The following is a 13,787-nucleotide window of genomic DNA, read 5'->3' on the forward strand; positions in this document are numbered from 1 at the left end:
AACTAATTAATGCTGATGTCAATGGCGCATTAAACATCTTAAAGAAAAGTAAAGCTGTAGACCTGAGTGTCTTATGCTCTAGCGGCGAAGTGGACACGCCTCAAAGAATAAGGATTGCTTGAAGCAGTCAAACTTCTTTGGAAGCCCCCACTTCAAATTTTCGCTAGAAAATTAAGTGGGGGTAGTTCACACATGAACCATCTTTTGGCTAAATTTTTATGAAAAATGAGGGACGAACGTGAAACGTTGGATTATCATTGCGTTGCTATTCGCTGTGGGGCTATGGCTTGTGCCATACAGCGTGCCTCTTCTTTTCGCACTTGCGACCGCGCTTTTGCTCGAGCCGTCCATCCGCCGATTGCAAGAAAACTATAAGCTGAAGCGCGCGCACGCCGTCACGGTGATTTTTTCATTGTTCATCATCATTCTTGGGCTTTCCCTTTACTTTCTAGTCGTGATTTTTGTGCAACAAGTGATGGCGCTCTCGCAAAAACTGCCTTATGTGCTAAACGAAGCGACGAAAGTGCTCGACCGCCTCATTCAAACGTGGCAGTCGTATTCCAGCTCCATTCCGCAGGAAATCATCGATTCGCTTGAACGCGGCGTCAATACCGTCGAGCAAATGCTTTTGTCGTTTGCGACCAACTTGACGCAGTCGCTCGTCCATTATATTGCCGCCATTCCGGCGTTTTTGATTCATTTTTTAGTGTATTTGATCGCACTGTTTCTCATTTGCCTCGATTTGCCGCAGCTGAAGCAAGGCATGCGCCGCTATTTGTCCGAACGGACCGAACAGCGGCTTGGGATGGTCGTCGCCCAGCTGAGCAAAGCGGGGATCGGCTTTTTAAAAGCGCAGTTTTTGCTTAGTTTAATTACGTTTTTCCTCGCGCTGGCTGGCCTTTTCGTGTTGGGGGTCGACTATGCGGCGTTGATAGCGCTGGTCATCGTCGTCGTTGATATTTTGCCGATTTTAGGAACGGGTTCCGTGCTTGTTCCGTGGGGGCTCATCAGCATGGCGAACGGCAACAATACGCTTGGCATCGGGCTCATCGTGCTGTTTGTCGTCATCACCGTCGTGCGCTGGATCATTGAGCCGAAAGTGTTTTCCACCAATTTGGGCATTTCCCCGCTCGCCGCGCTCGTCAGCGTCTATCTGGGGTTTCAGCTGCTTGGCTTTATCGGGTTGTTCGTCGGGCCGGTCGTTGTCATTTTGGTTGAGGCGCTTGCCAAAGCCGGAGTCATTAAATGGACGATCAAGCTTTGATTTTTTCGAATAAAGGTCTTTGCGGACGAAGGAGGAAAAACCGGCGAACCGCCGGTTTTTCTGTTTGGACATGGAAAAGAGAGTTTTGGCAAAGCGACGGCTAAAGAAAACCGCCCGCTGAAGGCGCGGCGGTCACTGAGTGGATGTGGACGAATCATTGACGTTGGTGCGCGGCAAAATTAAAATTTCGACACGCCGGTTTTTCATCCGCCCGGCAGCGGTGGCGTTGGAGGCGATGGGCTTGTATTCGCCATACCCTTTGGCGCTGAAATAGCGCGGATCGAGTTGCTTGTTTTCAAGCAGCACTTTCATGAAATTGACGGCGCGCATGACGCTCAGCTCCCAGTTGGAAGCAAATTTCTCATTATGGATCGGCACGTTGTCCGTATGGCCGCTGATGATGATATTGCGCGGCGGGTTCATGACGAGCAAAGCGGAGATTTTCGCCGCAAGACGCCGGTCTTTCATGCGCACTTCGGCGCTGCCGGAGTCGAATAAAATATCATCCAAAATGGTAATCGCGAGCCCTTCGTCCGTCAAGGAAGTCTGCAGTTTTCCCGTCAGCTTGTTGTCGTGGATGTAGCTGTCGATTTTCGCTTTGATTTGCCCTAATTCTTCTTTTTCCTTTCCGTTTACGGCTGGGGAAGGCTGCTTTGCTTGATGCCGTCCTTCTTCGTCTTGGGCCGGTGGAGTGATCGGCTCGATCGGGCTTTGAAAGTCAAGAACACCCGTTCCGCCGGCAAAGGCGGTGCTAAAGGCGCGCGCAATTTCTTGAAACTTCTTTTGGTCGATTTGGCTGCTCGCAAACAAGACGATGAATAGGGCGAGCAATAGCGTCAATAAATCCGCGTACGGAATCAGCCATGCCTCGCTCACATGGTCGTCATGCTTGTTCTTTTTTTTCTTAGCCATTGGCCGTTTCCCCTTGCACCAGCGCTTGGCGCCGCTCGTTTTCCGGCAAGTATGAGGCGAGTTTTTGTTCGATCATGCGCGGGGCTTGCCCTTCCAAAATGGACAGCACCCCTTCAATCATGATGTAGCGCACGCGCGCCTCTTCCTTCGATTTCCGCCGCAGTTTGTTGGCAAACGGATGCCAAAGCACATAGCCGGTGAAAATGCCGAGCATCGTGGCGACAAAAGCGGCGCTGATCGCCTTGCCGAGCTCGGCGATGTTTTCCATATTGCCAAGGGCGGCAATCAGGCCGACGACGGCCCCAAGCACCCCGAGCGTCGGCGCGTACGTGCCTGCTTGGGAAAAAATCGCGGCATTCGCTTCGTGGCGCTCTTCCATGGCGACGATTTCCTCTGTCATGACATCCCGGATGAACTCTTGCGTTTGCCCATCGATTGCCATGCTGAGTCCGTTGCGCAAAAACGGGTCGTCAATGTCGTCCAATTTCGCCTCGAGCGCCAGCAGCCCTTCGCGGCGGGCGATATTCGCCCAATCGACGAACAGCGGAATCAGTTGTTCGACCGTCGGCGTCGTTGATTCCGTGAAAATGACTTTGAAAAGCTTTGGCACTTTTTTAATTTCGTGCGTCGGAAAGGCGATGACGACCGCTGCCGCCGTCCCGACGAGAATGATGAGGATGGCGGCCGGATTGATCAATACAGCAGGCGAAACGCCCTTTAAGTACATGCCCAGCCCGACGGCAATGACACCAAGGATGATGCCGATGACCGATGTTTTGTCCAAATGAATCCCCCCGCTTTTTCCATACGAACGATCTACGCCATTGGGCGTTTTTATGAAGAAACCATATTTATCATATACTGAATATAGGAGGTTGAAAAGGGAAAAAGGTGTGACATGAGACGCAAAAAGCCGCCCGCTCCATTAGGATGACGGAAAGGGCAGCTCCGATGATCATCATATTTTTTTCAGTTTAAACGTGCCGACCATTAAAAACGATAAAATGAGCGCCAAAAACATAAACGATTGCGGCGGGAAGTACGGGATGGCTAAATAGCCGAGCGTCATCAGCACCCCGGCGGCGGTGATCGGCAGCCCCGCAAAGTAGCCGTTGTTTTCTGTGATGTTGAAGCGAGCGAGGCGGAAGGCGCCGCAAGCGATGTACAAAACGGTGAATACCGCGCCGGGCGCGCCGAACTCATGGAACAAGCCTTGGTACATCAGCAAGGCGGGAGCGATGCCGAAGGAGACGATGTCGCTCATCGAATCGAGCTGCTTGCCAAGTTCGGATTCAATGTTCATCTTGCGCGCCACAGCGCCGTCAAAGCGATCGACAAACGCTGCTAAAAAAACGAGCAGCACGCTCATATGAAGCTGCCCTTTCAGCGTAGCCAGGACGGAAAAGCCGCCAAGCGACAGGTTTGTCATCGTCAAAATATTTGCCACGTTTGCTTTCAGCTTTTTTAACGTATAATCTAAATAGTCCGATAAGAACAAGTTTCTCCACTCCTTTTCCAACAGAAAACGCCAAAAGAAAATTCTACTACCATTATACTCATTTTGGCGGTAATATGGAAGGTAGTAACGAATGGCGATGTTGCGCTACTGGAGGGAACGTGCTTGCGAAAATGGCTTTATCGTTTGTTCATCGAGCTGACCAATCACTCGCTTTCTTCAAAGCTGCTCGCTTCGTTTGCCAAATCGCGACTCAGCGGGCTATTGATATCATCGTATGCAAAAATTTATCACATTAACCAAGACGAAATGGAAAAAAGCTTAAAAAATTATAAGACGTTGCAGCAACTGTTCGTCCGCCGGCTGAAGGCTGGGGTGAGGCCGGTCGACGCTGATGAGCATACGGTCGTCAGCCCGGTCGACGCCGTCATTGAAGACATGGGCACGATTCGAGAAAACTGCGAAATGATCGTCAAGGGAAAGCCGTATTCCATTGCAGAAATGCTCGGCAGCGTTGAAGCGGCACAACCGTATGTGAACGGGTTCTTTTTTATTCTGTATTTAAGCCCGAGTCATTATCACCGCATCCACAGCCCAATATCTGGAGTGATCGAAAAGCAGTGGGCGCTCGGCCGCAAGTCGTATCCGGTCAACCGTCTTGGCTTAAAATATGGGCGTCGGCCGCTCGAGAAAAATTACCGCCTCATCACCGAGGTCACAGCCGGCGGCAAGCGCTTGGCGATCGTGAAAATCGGCGCCATGTTCGTCAACAGCATTGAATTGACCCATGAGGGTGAGCAGCTTGTAAAAGGAGAGGAAATGGCGTATTTTTCGTTCGGTTCAACGGTCGTCTTGCTGTTTGAACGCGGAAGTTTCGCCCCTGACCCGCGCATTGTTGCACCCATGCCGATCAAAGTCGGCGAGCGGCTCGGCTATTGGTGCGAGGCGCATGAGCGCTAAGGCTTTCCGAAACAAAAAAAGCCCGAAGGCCTTCGCTTATGAGGACAGCTTAATTTTGTGGGTCAATGAACGGCGCTGGATTTCTTTTTCAATCAACTCGATGAATTCCGGGCTGAGGTTGAGTTCTTTCGCCTTGAAGTACGACTCGATCAACAGCTCGTCGGACAAATGTTTCATCGGGGGCGTCCTCCTTTTTTGGATGGAATATGCCAAACATGTCATACATATAATGGTAGGTTACTTACAATGTACCATGACTTGTGAAAGAGAACAACCGTTCTGTTATCCACAGGAAGCGGTGGATAACATGTGGAAAACATGTTTATAAAGAGTAGGAAGTGTGATGGCCAGCTTGTGTATAATGTGGGCAACAGTTATCCACAAGATGGAGAGATGCAAAATTTGTCGAAATTTTTTTCTGTTTATCATTGGCAAACTTTGTTTTGAAACAAACGATCAAATTCGCTATGATGGGAAAAGCAAATGGAAAGGCGGGTGTCCGGCATGCTTCACTACTTTTTGCCAAGCCAGTTTGCCAAGCGTGTGATCGACATTACTCCGGATGAGCTGAAACAAAAAGGGGTCAAAGGGATCATCACCGATCTGGACAATACGCTCGTTGAATGGGATCGGCCGAGCGCCACCCCGGAGCTGGCCGCATGGTTTGATGCGATGAAGCAGGCGGGCATTAAGGTCGTCATCGTATCGAATAATAATAAACAACGCGTGCAGTCGTTTGCTGAGCCGCTTGGCATCCCGTTCATCTTTGAAGCGCGCAAACCGCTGACACGCGCGTTTTTGCAGGCATTAAAGATGATGGAGCTTAAGAAAGAGGAAGTCGTCGTCATCGGCGATCAGTTGCTGACTGATGTGCTTGGGGGCAACCGGCTCGGACTGAACACGATTTTAGTCGTCCCGGTCGCCCAGACGGACGGATTATGGACGCGTTTCAATCGAAAAATGGAGCGGAGAATTTTAAAGGTGATGCGCAAAAAAGGGATGATTTACTGGGAGGAATGATCGTGGAGCCACAACTGCGTTGCATCGGCTGCGGAGCGGCCATTCAGTTTGACGATCCGAAAAAGGCGGGCTATGCGCCGAAAAGCGTGCTCGAAAAAGACGAGGAAGAAATCATTTGCCAGCGCTGCTTCCGCTTGAAACATTACAACGAAGTGCAAGACGTGCCGCTTGATGACAGCGATTTTTTAAACATGCTGCACCGCATCGGGGAATCGAAGGCGCTTGTCGTCAACATCGTCGACATTTTCGATTTCAACGGCAGCTGGATTCCTGGCTTGCCGCGGTTTGCGGCCGAGAATCCGATTTTGCTTGTCGGCAACAAGGCGGATTTATTGCCGAGGTCGGTCAAATACCCGAAGCTGCTGCGCTGGATGCGCCGCATGGCGGAAGAGCTCGGGCTGCGTCCGGTTGACGTCTGCCTTGTCAGCGCAGCGAAAGGAATTGGCATGGCGAAGGTGATGGAAGCGATCAACCGCTACCGTGAGGGCGGCGATGTCTACGTCGTCGGCTGCACGAATGTCGGCAAGTCGACGTTCATCAATCGGATCATTGAAGAGGCGACCGGCAAAGGGAATGTGATTACCACGTCATATTTCCCGGGGACGACACTCGATATGATCGAAATTCCGCTTGAGGGTGGAGCGACGCTGTATGATACGCCGGGGATCATCAACCATCACCAAATGGCGCACTTTGTTGATGCGCGCGATTTGAAGATCATTACGCCGAAGCGGGAAATCCATCCGCGCGTTTATCAGCTCAACGAAGGGCAGACGCTCTTTTTCGGAGGCTTGGCCCGCCTCGATTACATCAAAGGCGGGCGCCGCTCGTTCGTCTGCTACATGGCCAATGAGTTGACGGTTCATCGGACGAAGTTGGAAAAAGCCGACTCCCTTTATGCCAATCAGCTTGGCGATTTGCTGTCGCCGCCAAACAAACGCTATGCCGCTGAATTTCCGCCGCTTGTGCCGCGCTCGCTGTCTGTCAAAGAGCGGAAGACGGACATCGTTTTTTCCGGACTCGGCTGGGTGACGTGCAACGACCCGGGTGCCCAGCTCGTCGTCCATGCTCCAAAAGGGGTCGACGTATTTATCCGTCAATCGTTGATTTAATGGAAAGCGGGAGGGGAGAAACGTGGAAAAGGTATACGGGTTGATTGGGTTTCCCGTCGAGCACTCGCTGTCGCCGTTCATGCATAATGATGCATTCGCCCGTTTGGGCATTCCGGCGCGCTATCATTTGTTTTCCGTCGAGCCGGGGCAAGTCGGGGCGGCGCTTGCTGGTGTTCGTGCGCTCGGCATTGCCGGGGTGAACGTCACCATTCCGCATAAGATGGCGGTTATTCCGTTTTTGGATGACATCGACGACCATGCGCGCCGCATCGGGGCGGTAAATACAATCGTCAATGACAACGGCCGGCTCGTCGGCTATAATACGGACGGACCTGGCTACGTCAAGGCGCTCGAGGAGGAAATGGACGTCAGTCTCGACGGCAAGCGGATTTTGGTGATCGGCGCTGGCGGCGGGGCGCGCGGCATTTACTTTTCGTTGCTGTCGACGGCAGCCAAGCGCATCGATATGACCAACCGGACGGTGGAAAAGGCGGAGCAGCTCGTGCGCGAAGGGGAGGATGGCCGCTCGGCGTATTTTTCACTCGCCGAGGCGGAAACGCGGCTGGCCGAATACGATATTATCATCAATACCACTTCTGTCGGCATGCATCCGCGTGTCGAGGTGCAGCCGCTTTCTCTTGAACGGCTGCGGCCAGGGGTGATCGTTTCCGATATTATTTACAATCCACTGGAAACAAAATGGCTGAAAGAAGCGAAAGCCCGCGGCGCCCGTGTGCAAAACGGCGTCGGCATGCTCGTATACCAAGGGGCGCTAGCGTTCGAAAAGTGGACCGGCCAATGGCCGGATGTCAACCGGATGAAACAGCTTGTCATCGAAGCGTTAAGGAGGTAACATATGCTAACGGGAAAGCAAAAACGGTTTTTGCGCGCTCAAGCCCATCATTTGAAACCGATTTTCCAAGTCGGCAAAGGCGGCGTGACGGAAGCGATGACCGAACAAATTGCGGCGGCGCTCGAAGCGCGCGAGCTGTTGAAAGTGAGCGTTTTGCAAAACTGTGAAGAAGACCGCTGCACCGTCGCCGAGCAGCTCGCGGCTGGAACGGGGGCGGAAGTCGTGCAAGTGATCGGCAATACGATCGTCTTATACAAAGAATCGAAGGAGCATAAACAAATCGTTCTGCCTGATTGACAATGGGAGCAGCCACGGCAGGCGGCGGGAGGAAAGAAGATGGGAAAAATCGGGATTTTCGGCGGCACGTTTGATCCGCCTCATTACGGTCATTTGCTCATGGCGAATGAAGTGCTTGACGCCCTTCAGTTGTCAGAAATTTGGTTTCTGCCCAACCGCCTTCCTCCCCATAAGCAGCACGAACAAGTGACCAAAAGCGAAGACCGGCTGCGCATGCTCGAGTTGGCAGTGGCTGGCCATCCGCGCTTTCATATTGAGACGATCGAACTCGAGCGGGAAGGGCCTTCGTATACGTACGATACGATCCGGCAGCTTGTCGCGATGCATCCCAATGACGAGTTTTATTTCATCATCGGCGCCGATATGGTCGAATATTTGCCCCATTGGCACCGCATCGATGAGCTCATCGAGTTGGTGACGTTTGTTGGCGTCAAGCGGCCGGGGTTTTCCATGGAAACGCCGTATCCGGTCATCGAAGTTGAGGCGCCGCAGTTTGCCGTTTCTTCCTCGCTCATCCGCGAGCGGGTGCGGAACGGGCAGACGATTCGCTATCTTGTGCCGGAAGGCGTTAGACTTTATATTGAGGAGAAGGGGCTATATGGAGCGAGAACAGGCGTTACTGATCGTGAAACAACAGCTGACAGAGCAGCGCTACGAGCATACGCTTGGCGTTGTCGAGACCGCTGTTAAGCTCGCCAGGCAATACGGCGCCGACGCGAAAAAGGCGGAACTGGCGGCGATTTTCCACGACTATGCCAAATTCCGTCCGGTCGAGGAAATGAAACAAATCATTTTGGCGCAAAATATGCCCAACGATTTGCTTGCTTACAACAGTGAGCTATGGCATGCGCCCGTTGGCGCCTATTTGGTGCAGACAGAAGTCGGCATCGACGATCCGGAGGTGCTGGATGCCATTCGCTACCATACGTCCGGGAGGGCGGGAATGACGGTGCTTGAAAAAATTATTTATTTGGCCGACTATATTGAACCAGGGCGCCGCTTCCCCGGCGTCGACGACGTACGGCGCTTGGCGGAAGAAGACCTCAACCGGGCGCTTTTGCAGGCGGTGAAAAATACGATCGCGTTTTTGCTTGAGAAGCGCCAGCTCATTTATCCAGATACGATTCATGCGTACAATTCACTCATGCGTGAAGTGAAGGGGGAAGCAAAACGGTGACGGAACAAGAGGCGTTGCAGCTTGTCGTCCGCGCGGCGGATGATAAAAAGGCGGAACAAATTGTCGTCTTGAACATGAAAGGCATTTCGCTTGTCGCCGATTATTTTGTCATTTGCCATGGCAATTCGGACAAACAAGTGCAGGCCATCGCCCGCGAAATTCAAGACCAAGCGGAAGAACACGGCCTAGTGGTGAAGCGGGTTGAAGGATTCCATGAGGCGAAATGGGTGCTTGTCGACTTGGGCGACATCGTTGTGCATGTTTTTGCCAAAGAGGAGCGCGAGTATTACAACCTCGAACGGCTCTGGGGGGACGCCCCGACGGAAGACGTCGCGGCTGTGTTGCAGCCATGACGTACGGCCGCTTCGCCGACTGGTATGATGCGCTCATGGCTGAGGCGCCGTATGACGCATGGCAATCGTTTGTTGAACGGGCATTCGCCCAATACACCAAACGGCCGGGGAGACGGGTCATTGACATCGGCTGCGGGACGGGAGAGCTTGCCATCCGCCTTGCCAAGGCCGGATGGCAAGTATCCGGCGTTGATCTCTCTGAACATATGCTCGCCGTCGCCCAGGCGAAAGCTGAAGCGGCGGGAGTGGAGGTGCCGTTTTTCGAGCAAAACATGGCGGAGCTCGACGGGTTTTCTGATCTGGATGGCGCCTTCCTGTTTTGCGATGCTCTCAACTATTTAACGGATGAAGAGGATGTGAAGCGGACGTTCGCCGCCGTCTCCCGCGCCCTTGGCGGCGGCGGGCTGCTTTTGTTTGATGTCCATTCGGTCTACAAAATGGACGTCCTGTTCCGCGACGCCGTGTTTGCGGACCAGGATGACGACCTCAGCTACATATGGATGTGCCATCCGCTTGATTGGCCGCACAGCGTCGGGCATGAATTAACCTTTTTCGTCCGCCGCGGCGATCTATACGAACGTTTCGACGAATGGCACGAACAGCGTACGTTCGAGCGCGCCGTCTATGAGCGATGGCTCGAATCCGCTGGCTTCGAGGTGCTTGAAGTGACCGCCGATTTCACCGATGCGCCCCCGACCGAGACGGCGGAGCGGTTGTTTTTCGTCGCGCGAAAGCGGTGAGGGGCGTGTGGTGAGGGACCTTAGCAGCCAAAAAAGATGCTGTTGCAAGAGGTTGATGGAACATCACTGAAAGTGGGGAAAGAAAAAAGAGCCGGAGGGGCTCTTTTTTTATGCGCATGTGGAAAAGAAGGGGGGAATGTATGGCCAAACGTTGCGATCGACGCGATTGACGGCTGGGAAATTGAAAAAGATGTGTGACTGTAGATGAGCATTTTTCATTACAATAATTTCCATGGTTAGAGAGACAAACAGGGTACCCCTTACGCGATACGGAGCTGTTTTTTGATCACATCAATGGGAATATCTTGCTTTGCAGCGTCATAAATGAACTCGACGACGCTGTGGTCTTTCCGCGACCGAAGAAGCTCCAGCCCGGTGGAGAGGTTTTGTCGGGATTCGGCGATGCTGTACACGCAGGCCAACAGCACCACCGCCCAATACCGTTTCACCGCCCGAATGTGGCGAACGCGGTATCCATCCAGCTTCAGTTGATCTTTCGCCTGCCGGAAAAAGCACTCGATCGTCCAGCGCTGGGCGTAGTAACGCAAGATGTCTTCGTCCCCGAGTTCCCGGTCGGTGCTCAAGATGCAATGAAGATGTTCCGGCGCCATCGGCTGATCCGCCTTCCAAGCCAGCAGCACCACCGCGTCATCGAGGCCATGGATGGCCCCCTCATAGCGATACACGCGATAACGCTCCTGCCCCACCGTGACGAGGCGGGTGTCTTTGGACTCGATATAGCGGGCAAACTGCTTGGCTTGGATGGCGATGCCTTTCGGGTAGAGAATCCGGTTCGTCTTGAGCATCGCGATGACATGGAATCCCTGTTTCAGACAGGCTTCGATGAGCTTTTTGGACGGATACCACGAATCCATGAGCACATACACCGGCTGAGCCCGCTTCACCTTGAGCGAGGAAAGCATCTCGATCGCCAGGTCGATCTTGCTTTTTCCCGCTTTCTTGTCATACAGGCGGAACGCAAATGGGAACGCCTGCGTGAAGGTGTGCACCATCAGCCAAACGAGCGAATGCCCCCAGACCGATTGATGATCTTTATGCGAGTAGTGCCAGTCGCACCCTTGAATGGCGTGCACAGCCCGTGACGAAGGCTTTGTTTTTTGGCAAATCGTATCATCAATCGAAACAAAAAGGGGTTGATTCTTCCGTTTGGCCAGTCGTTCGACCTGGGAAAGGATCCACTCTTGAAGCTTCCCAAGCAGCCTTTCCTCGTTCCAAGGGCTTTTCGTGAAAAAGTGACTGAGCGTCGTTCGATGATTCGGATGAAAGCTCCAGTAATGAATATCAGTCAATGTTCCCGAGAATCCCTTGGTGGTCAAGGCATCGACAATATGAATGAGATGCTTGATGACCGGTTTGGAAAGCTGCAGCGTCAACCCCAGCGTGAAGAAAAACTTGTGGATTCCTTGGTGATGTGCTAATCTATTCATGAGACATGAACCTCCTTGTGTGAATGGGTTTTGAACACATCTATTTTACCCAAGGAGTCCGGTTCATGTCTCCTTTTTTGTTTAGTTGTCAATTTATGTCAGTGAATTTGCTCATCTACAGATGTGTGAGTTAGAAGGATTATGAAGATATTGGTCGAAATAAATAAATATAAGGCAAATGTCCTAAGAGAAAATGTCTGATGGGGGTCGAATTGAAAATGAATGATGTTTATGCTCATACGCCACGGGAATTTTGAAATAGAAGACATGCCAAGCCCAAAGAGGATCGTATCGAACAGCAATGGAAACAGCACGGTTCTTATTGGCTCAACGCCATCCCAATGATTTACATAATCCGAATATATTTCAGGAATATTTCCTCTATCTTGCCGCACATATCATCGGCATTTTGTATTGCACCCATCCAAAAGGGATGGGTGAGGATTGAAACATCAATATCTCCTCGCAAATGCCGGGCTAATAATCGATTGCACCCAGCCAAAAGGCTGGGTGAGGATTGCAACATTATCTCCTAGCTGAAGGTTCAAGGGATATCTTTTTTGCAAAACAAAGCAGGAATTTCCCTTTCTGCGTCGAATGAAACCTATGAAAATTGTTGCTTCACCTTCTCCACATCTTCTTTAAACTTCTCATGTGTTTTCGCCAGCACTTCTTCAAAGACGCCGTTCATTCGTTGTTCCAACACAGCGATTCCTTCCCCGGTAATGCCGCCTTTGACGCACACTTTTTCCTGCAGCGTCGGGAGCGTGTACAAGTTTTGCTTCAACAATTCCGCGAAGCCGATGATCATGTCGGTCGCCAGCATCGTCGCCTGTTCTTTCGTGATGGCGGTTTTGGCCGCTGCGGCGTCGATGAAGCGTTGCAGCAAGTAGCTGAAAAACGCCGGACCGCAGCTGGAGATGTCGGAAGCGACGCGGGTGATGGCCTCATCGATATACACCGGCGAGGCGATGCGCCGGAGAAGATCATCGATCGTTTGCCGGCAGTCGGCCGAACAGCGTGATCCGATTGTGATGAGTATGCTGCCGGAGAGCGCGCGGTTTGTGATGCTCGGAATGGCGCGCACGACTTGGCAAGGGACGGCTGCTTCAAGCTGTTCGACGCTGATCGGGCTTGTGATCGATACGAGGTAGTGTTCGTTTGTCCAGTGCGGGGCCAGTTGCTGCAATAATGGGTGGATGTCGAGCGGTTTGACGCATAAAAAGACGAGGCTGGATTGTTTGATGACTTCAGCCGCATCGGCAACCACTGCAATGCCGGGATGCGCGCGTTGTATCGCGAACGCTTTCGCAAGCGTACGGTTCGTTATGACGAGCTGATCCGCTTTCACGGCGCCGGAGTTGAGGAACGCTTCGATTAAGATGGTGCCCATATTCCCCGTGCCGATGAAGCCGATGTTCATGTGTTGTCCCCCCTCCCGGTTTTGGTTCACCGGAACTCTCTTTTTTGATATGTATGAGAAAAAGGCTCGGTTTATGACTTGAGATGGAAAGGATGGGATCGTATGTGGGAGCATGTGCAGGAGCTTGGCAAACGGTATGGAAAAGTCGGGATGTTCTTGTTGTTTGCCGCGGCGGCGGGGTTATGGGTGTTTCATCATCCAACGGATGAAAAGGGGCAAGTCGTCTTGCCGGCGGCAGCTGAAACGGATGCCGCCCGGACGGAAGAAAAAAAGAACGAGGCGTCAAAAACCGCTGTGGTGGATGTGAAAGGGGCGGTCGCGAACCCCGGAGTGTATGAGGTGGCGGCGGACGCTCGCGTTCGCGATGTCATCGTCCTAGCCGGCGGATTAGCGGATGAGGCGGATGAAACGAAAGTCAATTTGGCAGCAAAAGTGCATGATGAAATGATGATTTACGTGCCGAAAAAAGGCGAGGCTGCACCGGCGTCAAATGCCGTCGGCAAGTCTCCAAGCGATGGGGATCGAAACGGGATGCAAGTGGCCATCAATACGGCGACGGAAGAGGAGTTGATGCAGCTTCCCGGCATCGGACCGGCGAAGGCAAACGCGATCATCGCCTATCGTGAAGAACACGGGCCGTTTCGGCGGGTGGAGGATTTGTTGAATGTGACTGGAATTGGTGAAAAAACGCTGGAGAAATTGAAGCCGTATTTGCTTGTTCCGTAAGCGAGGCGGGGGAGGGCAATGCTTCTTATATTTATGGCGGATCAAG

At 52.4% G+C, this 13,787-nt stretch carries 17 protein-coding genes; 11 read left to right on the top strand and 6 right to left on the bottom strand.

Annotation, left to right across the window (positions count from 1 at the left end):
- Positions 1-238 precede the first annotated feature (238 nt).
- Positions 239-1,264 carry a sporulation integral membrane protein YtvI gene (gene ytvI, locus CD000_RS02660; protein WP_096224818.1) on the top strand — a complete coding sequence of 342 codons (1,026 nt, stop codon included), beginning with the start codon at positions 239-241 and terminating at the stop codon, positions 1,262-1,264.
- A gap of 132 nt (positions 1,265-1,396) precedes the next feature.
- Here ytvI and motB read toward each other — a convergent pair whose 3' ends face one another.
- The 3 genes from motB to pssA all read right to left on the bottom strand — a co-directional run bounded on the left by motB (position 1,397) and on the right by pssA (position 3,674).
- On the bottom strand, positions 1,397-2,176 hold the full coding sequence (gene motB, locus CD000_RS02665; RefSeq protein WP_096224819.1) for a flagellar motor protein MotB: 780 nt from the start codon (positions 2,174-2,176) through the stop codon (positions 1,397-1,399).
- A complete protein-coding gene (motA, locus tag CD000_RS02670) occupies positions 2,169-2,960 on the bottom strand; it encodes a flagellar motor stator protein MotA (RefSeq protein ID WP_096224820.1) in 792 nt (263 codons plus the stop codon). The genes motB and motA overlap by 8 nt, the downstream gene beginning before the upstream one ends.
- Positions 2,961-3,134: 174 nt before the next feature.
- Positions 3,135-3,674, bottom strand: coding sequence for a CDP-diacylglycerol--serine O-phosphatidyltransferase (pssA, locus tag CD000_RS02675; RefSeq protein ID WP_096224821.1), 540 nt, complete (start codon positions 3,672-3,674; stop codon positions 3,135-3,137).
- A gap of 123 nt (positions 3,675-3,797) precedes the next feature.
- On the opposite strand from pssA, the gene CD000_RS02680 reads away from it, so the two are divergent.
- On the top strand, positions 3,798-4,592 hold the full coding sequence (locus CD000_RS02680) for a phosphatidylserine decarboxylase (protein ID WP_011232006.1): 795 nt from the start codon (positions 3,798-3,800) through the stop codon (positions 4,590-4,592).
- 36 nt (positions 4,593-4,628) lie between these two features.
- On the opposite strand, the gene sda is transcribed toward CD000_RS02680, so the two are convergent.
- Positions 4,629-4,769, bottom strand: coding sequence for a sporulation histidine kinase inhibitor Sda (gene sda / locus CD000_RS02685; protein ID WP_008879941.1), 141 nt, complete (start codon positions 4,767-4,769; stop codon positions 4,629-4,631).
- Positions 4,770-5,096: 327 nt separating this feature from the next.
- Here sda and CD000_RS02690 point away from each other — a divergent pair, with 327 nt between their 5' ends.
- The 8 genes from CD000_RS02690 to CD000_RS02725 are packed head-to-tail and all read left to right on the top strand — an operon-like array spanning position 5,097 to position 10,144.
- Entirely contained in the window at positions 5,097-5,612 is a 516-nt protein-coding gene (locus tag CD000_RS02690) for a YqeG family HAD IIIA-type phosphatase (RefSeq protein WP_011232005.1), read from the top strand.
- 2 nt (positions 5,613-5,614) lie between these two features.
- Complete coding sequence (yqeH, locus tag CD000_RS02695) at positions 5,615-6,724, top strand: ribosome biogenesis GTPase YqeH (RefSeq protein ID WP_011232004.1); 1,110 nt, start codon at positions 5,615-5,617, stop codon at positions 6,722-6,724.
- 22 nt (positions 6,725-6,746) lie between these two features.
- Positions 6,747-7,577: a shikimate dehydrogenase gene (gene aroE / locus CD000_RS02700; protein ID WP_096224822.1), complete on the top strand. Its 831-nt coding sequence runs from the start codon at positions 6,747-6,749 to the stop codon at positions 7,575-7,577.
- 3 nt (positions 7,578-7,580) lie between these two features.
- On the top strand, positions 7,581-7,874 hold the full coding sequence (gene yhbY / locus CD000_RS02705; protein ID WP_014196388.1) for a ribosome assembly RNA-binding protein YhbY: 294 nt from the start codon (positions 7,581-7,583) through the stop codon (positions 7,872-7,874).
- A 39-nt stretch (positions 7,875-7,913) separates the two neighbouring features.
- Positions 7,914-8,564 carry a nicotinate-nucleotide adenylyltransferase gene (locus CD000_RS02710; RefSeq protein ID WP_011232001.1) on the top strand — a complete coding sequence of 217 codons (651 nt, stop codon included), beginning with the start codon at positions 7,914-7,916 and terminating at the stop codon, positions 8,562-8,564.
- Positions 8,473-9,051, top strand: coding sequence for a bis(5'-nucleosyl)-tetraphosphatase (symmetrical) YqeK (gene yqeK / locus CD000_RS02715; protein WP_011232000.1), 579 nt, complete (start codon positions 8,473-8,475; stop codon positions 9,049-9,051). The genes CD000_RS02710 and yqeK overlap by 92 nt, the downstream gene beginning before the upstream one ends.
- Positions 9,048-9,404, top strand: coding sequence for a ribosome silencing factor (rsfS, locus tag CD000_RS02720; protein WP_011231999.1), 357 nt, complete (start codon positions 9,048-9,050; stop codon positions 9,402-9,404). Before yqeK ends, rsfS begins: the two co-directional genes overlap by 4 nt.
- Complete coding sequence (locus CD000_RS02725) at positions 9,401-10,144, top strand: class I SAM-dependent DNA methyltransferase (protein ID WP_042381101.1); 744 nt, start codon at positions 9,401-9,403, stop codon at positions 10,142-10,144. The genes rsfS and CD000_RS02725 overlap by 4 nt, the downstream gene beginning before the upstream one ends.
- A gap of 260 nt (positions 10,145-10,404) precedes the next feature.
- Here the strand turns inward: CD000_RS02725 and CD000_RS02730 are convergent, their stop codons facing one another.
- Together CD000_RS02730 and comER are read right to left on the bottom strand one after the other, a co-directional pair.
- The gene (locus CD000_RS02730; protein ID WP_012748853.1) at positions 10,405-11,592 is read right to left on the bottom strand and encodes an IS701 family transposase; all 1,188 of its coding nucleotides are present in this window, start codon (positions 11,590-11,592) and stop codon (positions 10,405-10,407) included.
- A 604-nt stretch (positions 11,593-12,196) separates the two neighbouring features.
- Positions 12,197-13,015 (bottom strand): late competence protein ComER, encoded by an 819-nt coding sequence (gene comER / locus CD000_RS02735; protein WP_096224823.1) that lies wholly within the window; start codon positions 13,013-13,015, stop codon positions 12,197-12,199.
- A gap of 102 nt (positions 13,016-13,117) precedes the next feature.
- Here comER and CD000_RS02740 point away from each other — a divergent pair, with 102 nt between their 5' ends.
- Positions 13,118-13,741, top strand: coding sequence for a helix-hairpin-helix domain-containing protein (locus CD000_RS02740; RefSeq protein ID WP_033011974.1), 624 nt, complete (start codon positions 13,118-13,120; stop codon positions 13,739-13,741).
- Positions 13,742-13,787: the final 46 nt, after the last annotated feature.

It is taken from the genome of Geobacillus sp. FJAT-46040 (assembly GCF_002335725.1).
GTDB classification, from domain to species: Bacteria; Bacillota; Bacilli; order Bacillales; family Anoxybacillaceae; genus Geobacillus; species Geobacillus thermoleovorans.

Excerpts from the sequence above, each read along its gene's own strand:
- motB (WP_096224819.1), bottom strand. The coding sequence starts at position 2,176 with ATGGCTAAGAAAAAAAAGAACAAGCATGACGACCATGTGAGCGAGGCA.
- sda (WP_008879941.1), bottom strand. The coding sequence starts at position 4,769 with ATGAAACATTTGTCCGACGAGCTGTTGATCGAGTCGTACTTCAAGGCG.
- CD000_RS02690 (WP_011232005.1), top strand. The coding sequence starts at position 5,097 with ATGCTTCACTACTTTTTGCCAAGCCAGTTTGCCAAGCGTGTGATCGAC.
- yhbY (WP_014196388.1), top strand. The coding sequence starts at position 7,581 with ATGCTAACGGGAAAGCAAAAACGGTTTTTGCGCGCTCAAGCCCATCAT.
- CD000_RS02710 (WP_011232001.1), top strand. The coding sequence starts at position 7,914 with ATGGGAAAAATCGGGATTTTCGGCGGCACGTTTGATCCGCCTCATTAC.
- yqeK (WP_011232000.1), top strand. The coding sequence starts at position 8,473 with ATGGAGCGAGAACAGGCGTTACTGATCGTGAAACAACAGCTGACAGAG.
- CD000_RS02725 (WP_042381101.1), top strand. The coding sequence starts at position 9,401 with ATGACGTACGGCCGCTTCGCCGACTGGTATGATGCGCTCATGGCTGAG.
- CD000_RS02730 (WP_012748853.1), bottom strand. The coding sequence starts at position 11,592 with ATGAATAGATTAGCACATCACCAAGGAATCCACAAGTTTTTCTTCACG.
- comER (WP_096224823.1), bottom strand. The coding sequence starts at position 13,015 with ATGAACATCGGCTTCATCGGCACGGGGAATATGGGCACCATCTTAATC.
- CD000_RS02740 (WP_033011974.1), top strand. The coding sequence starts at position 13,118 with ATGTGGGAGCATGTGCAGGAGCTTGGCAAACGGTATGGAAAAGTCGGG.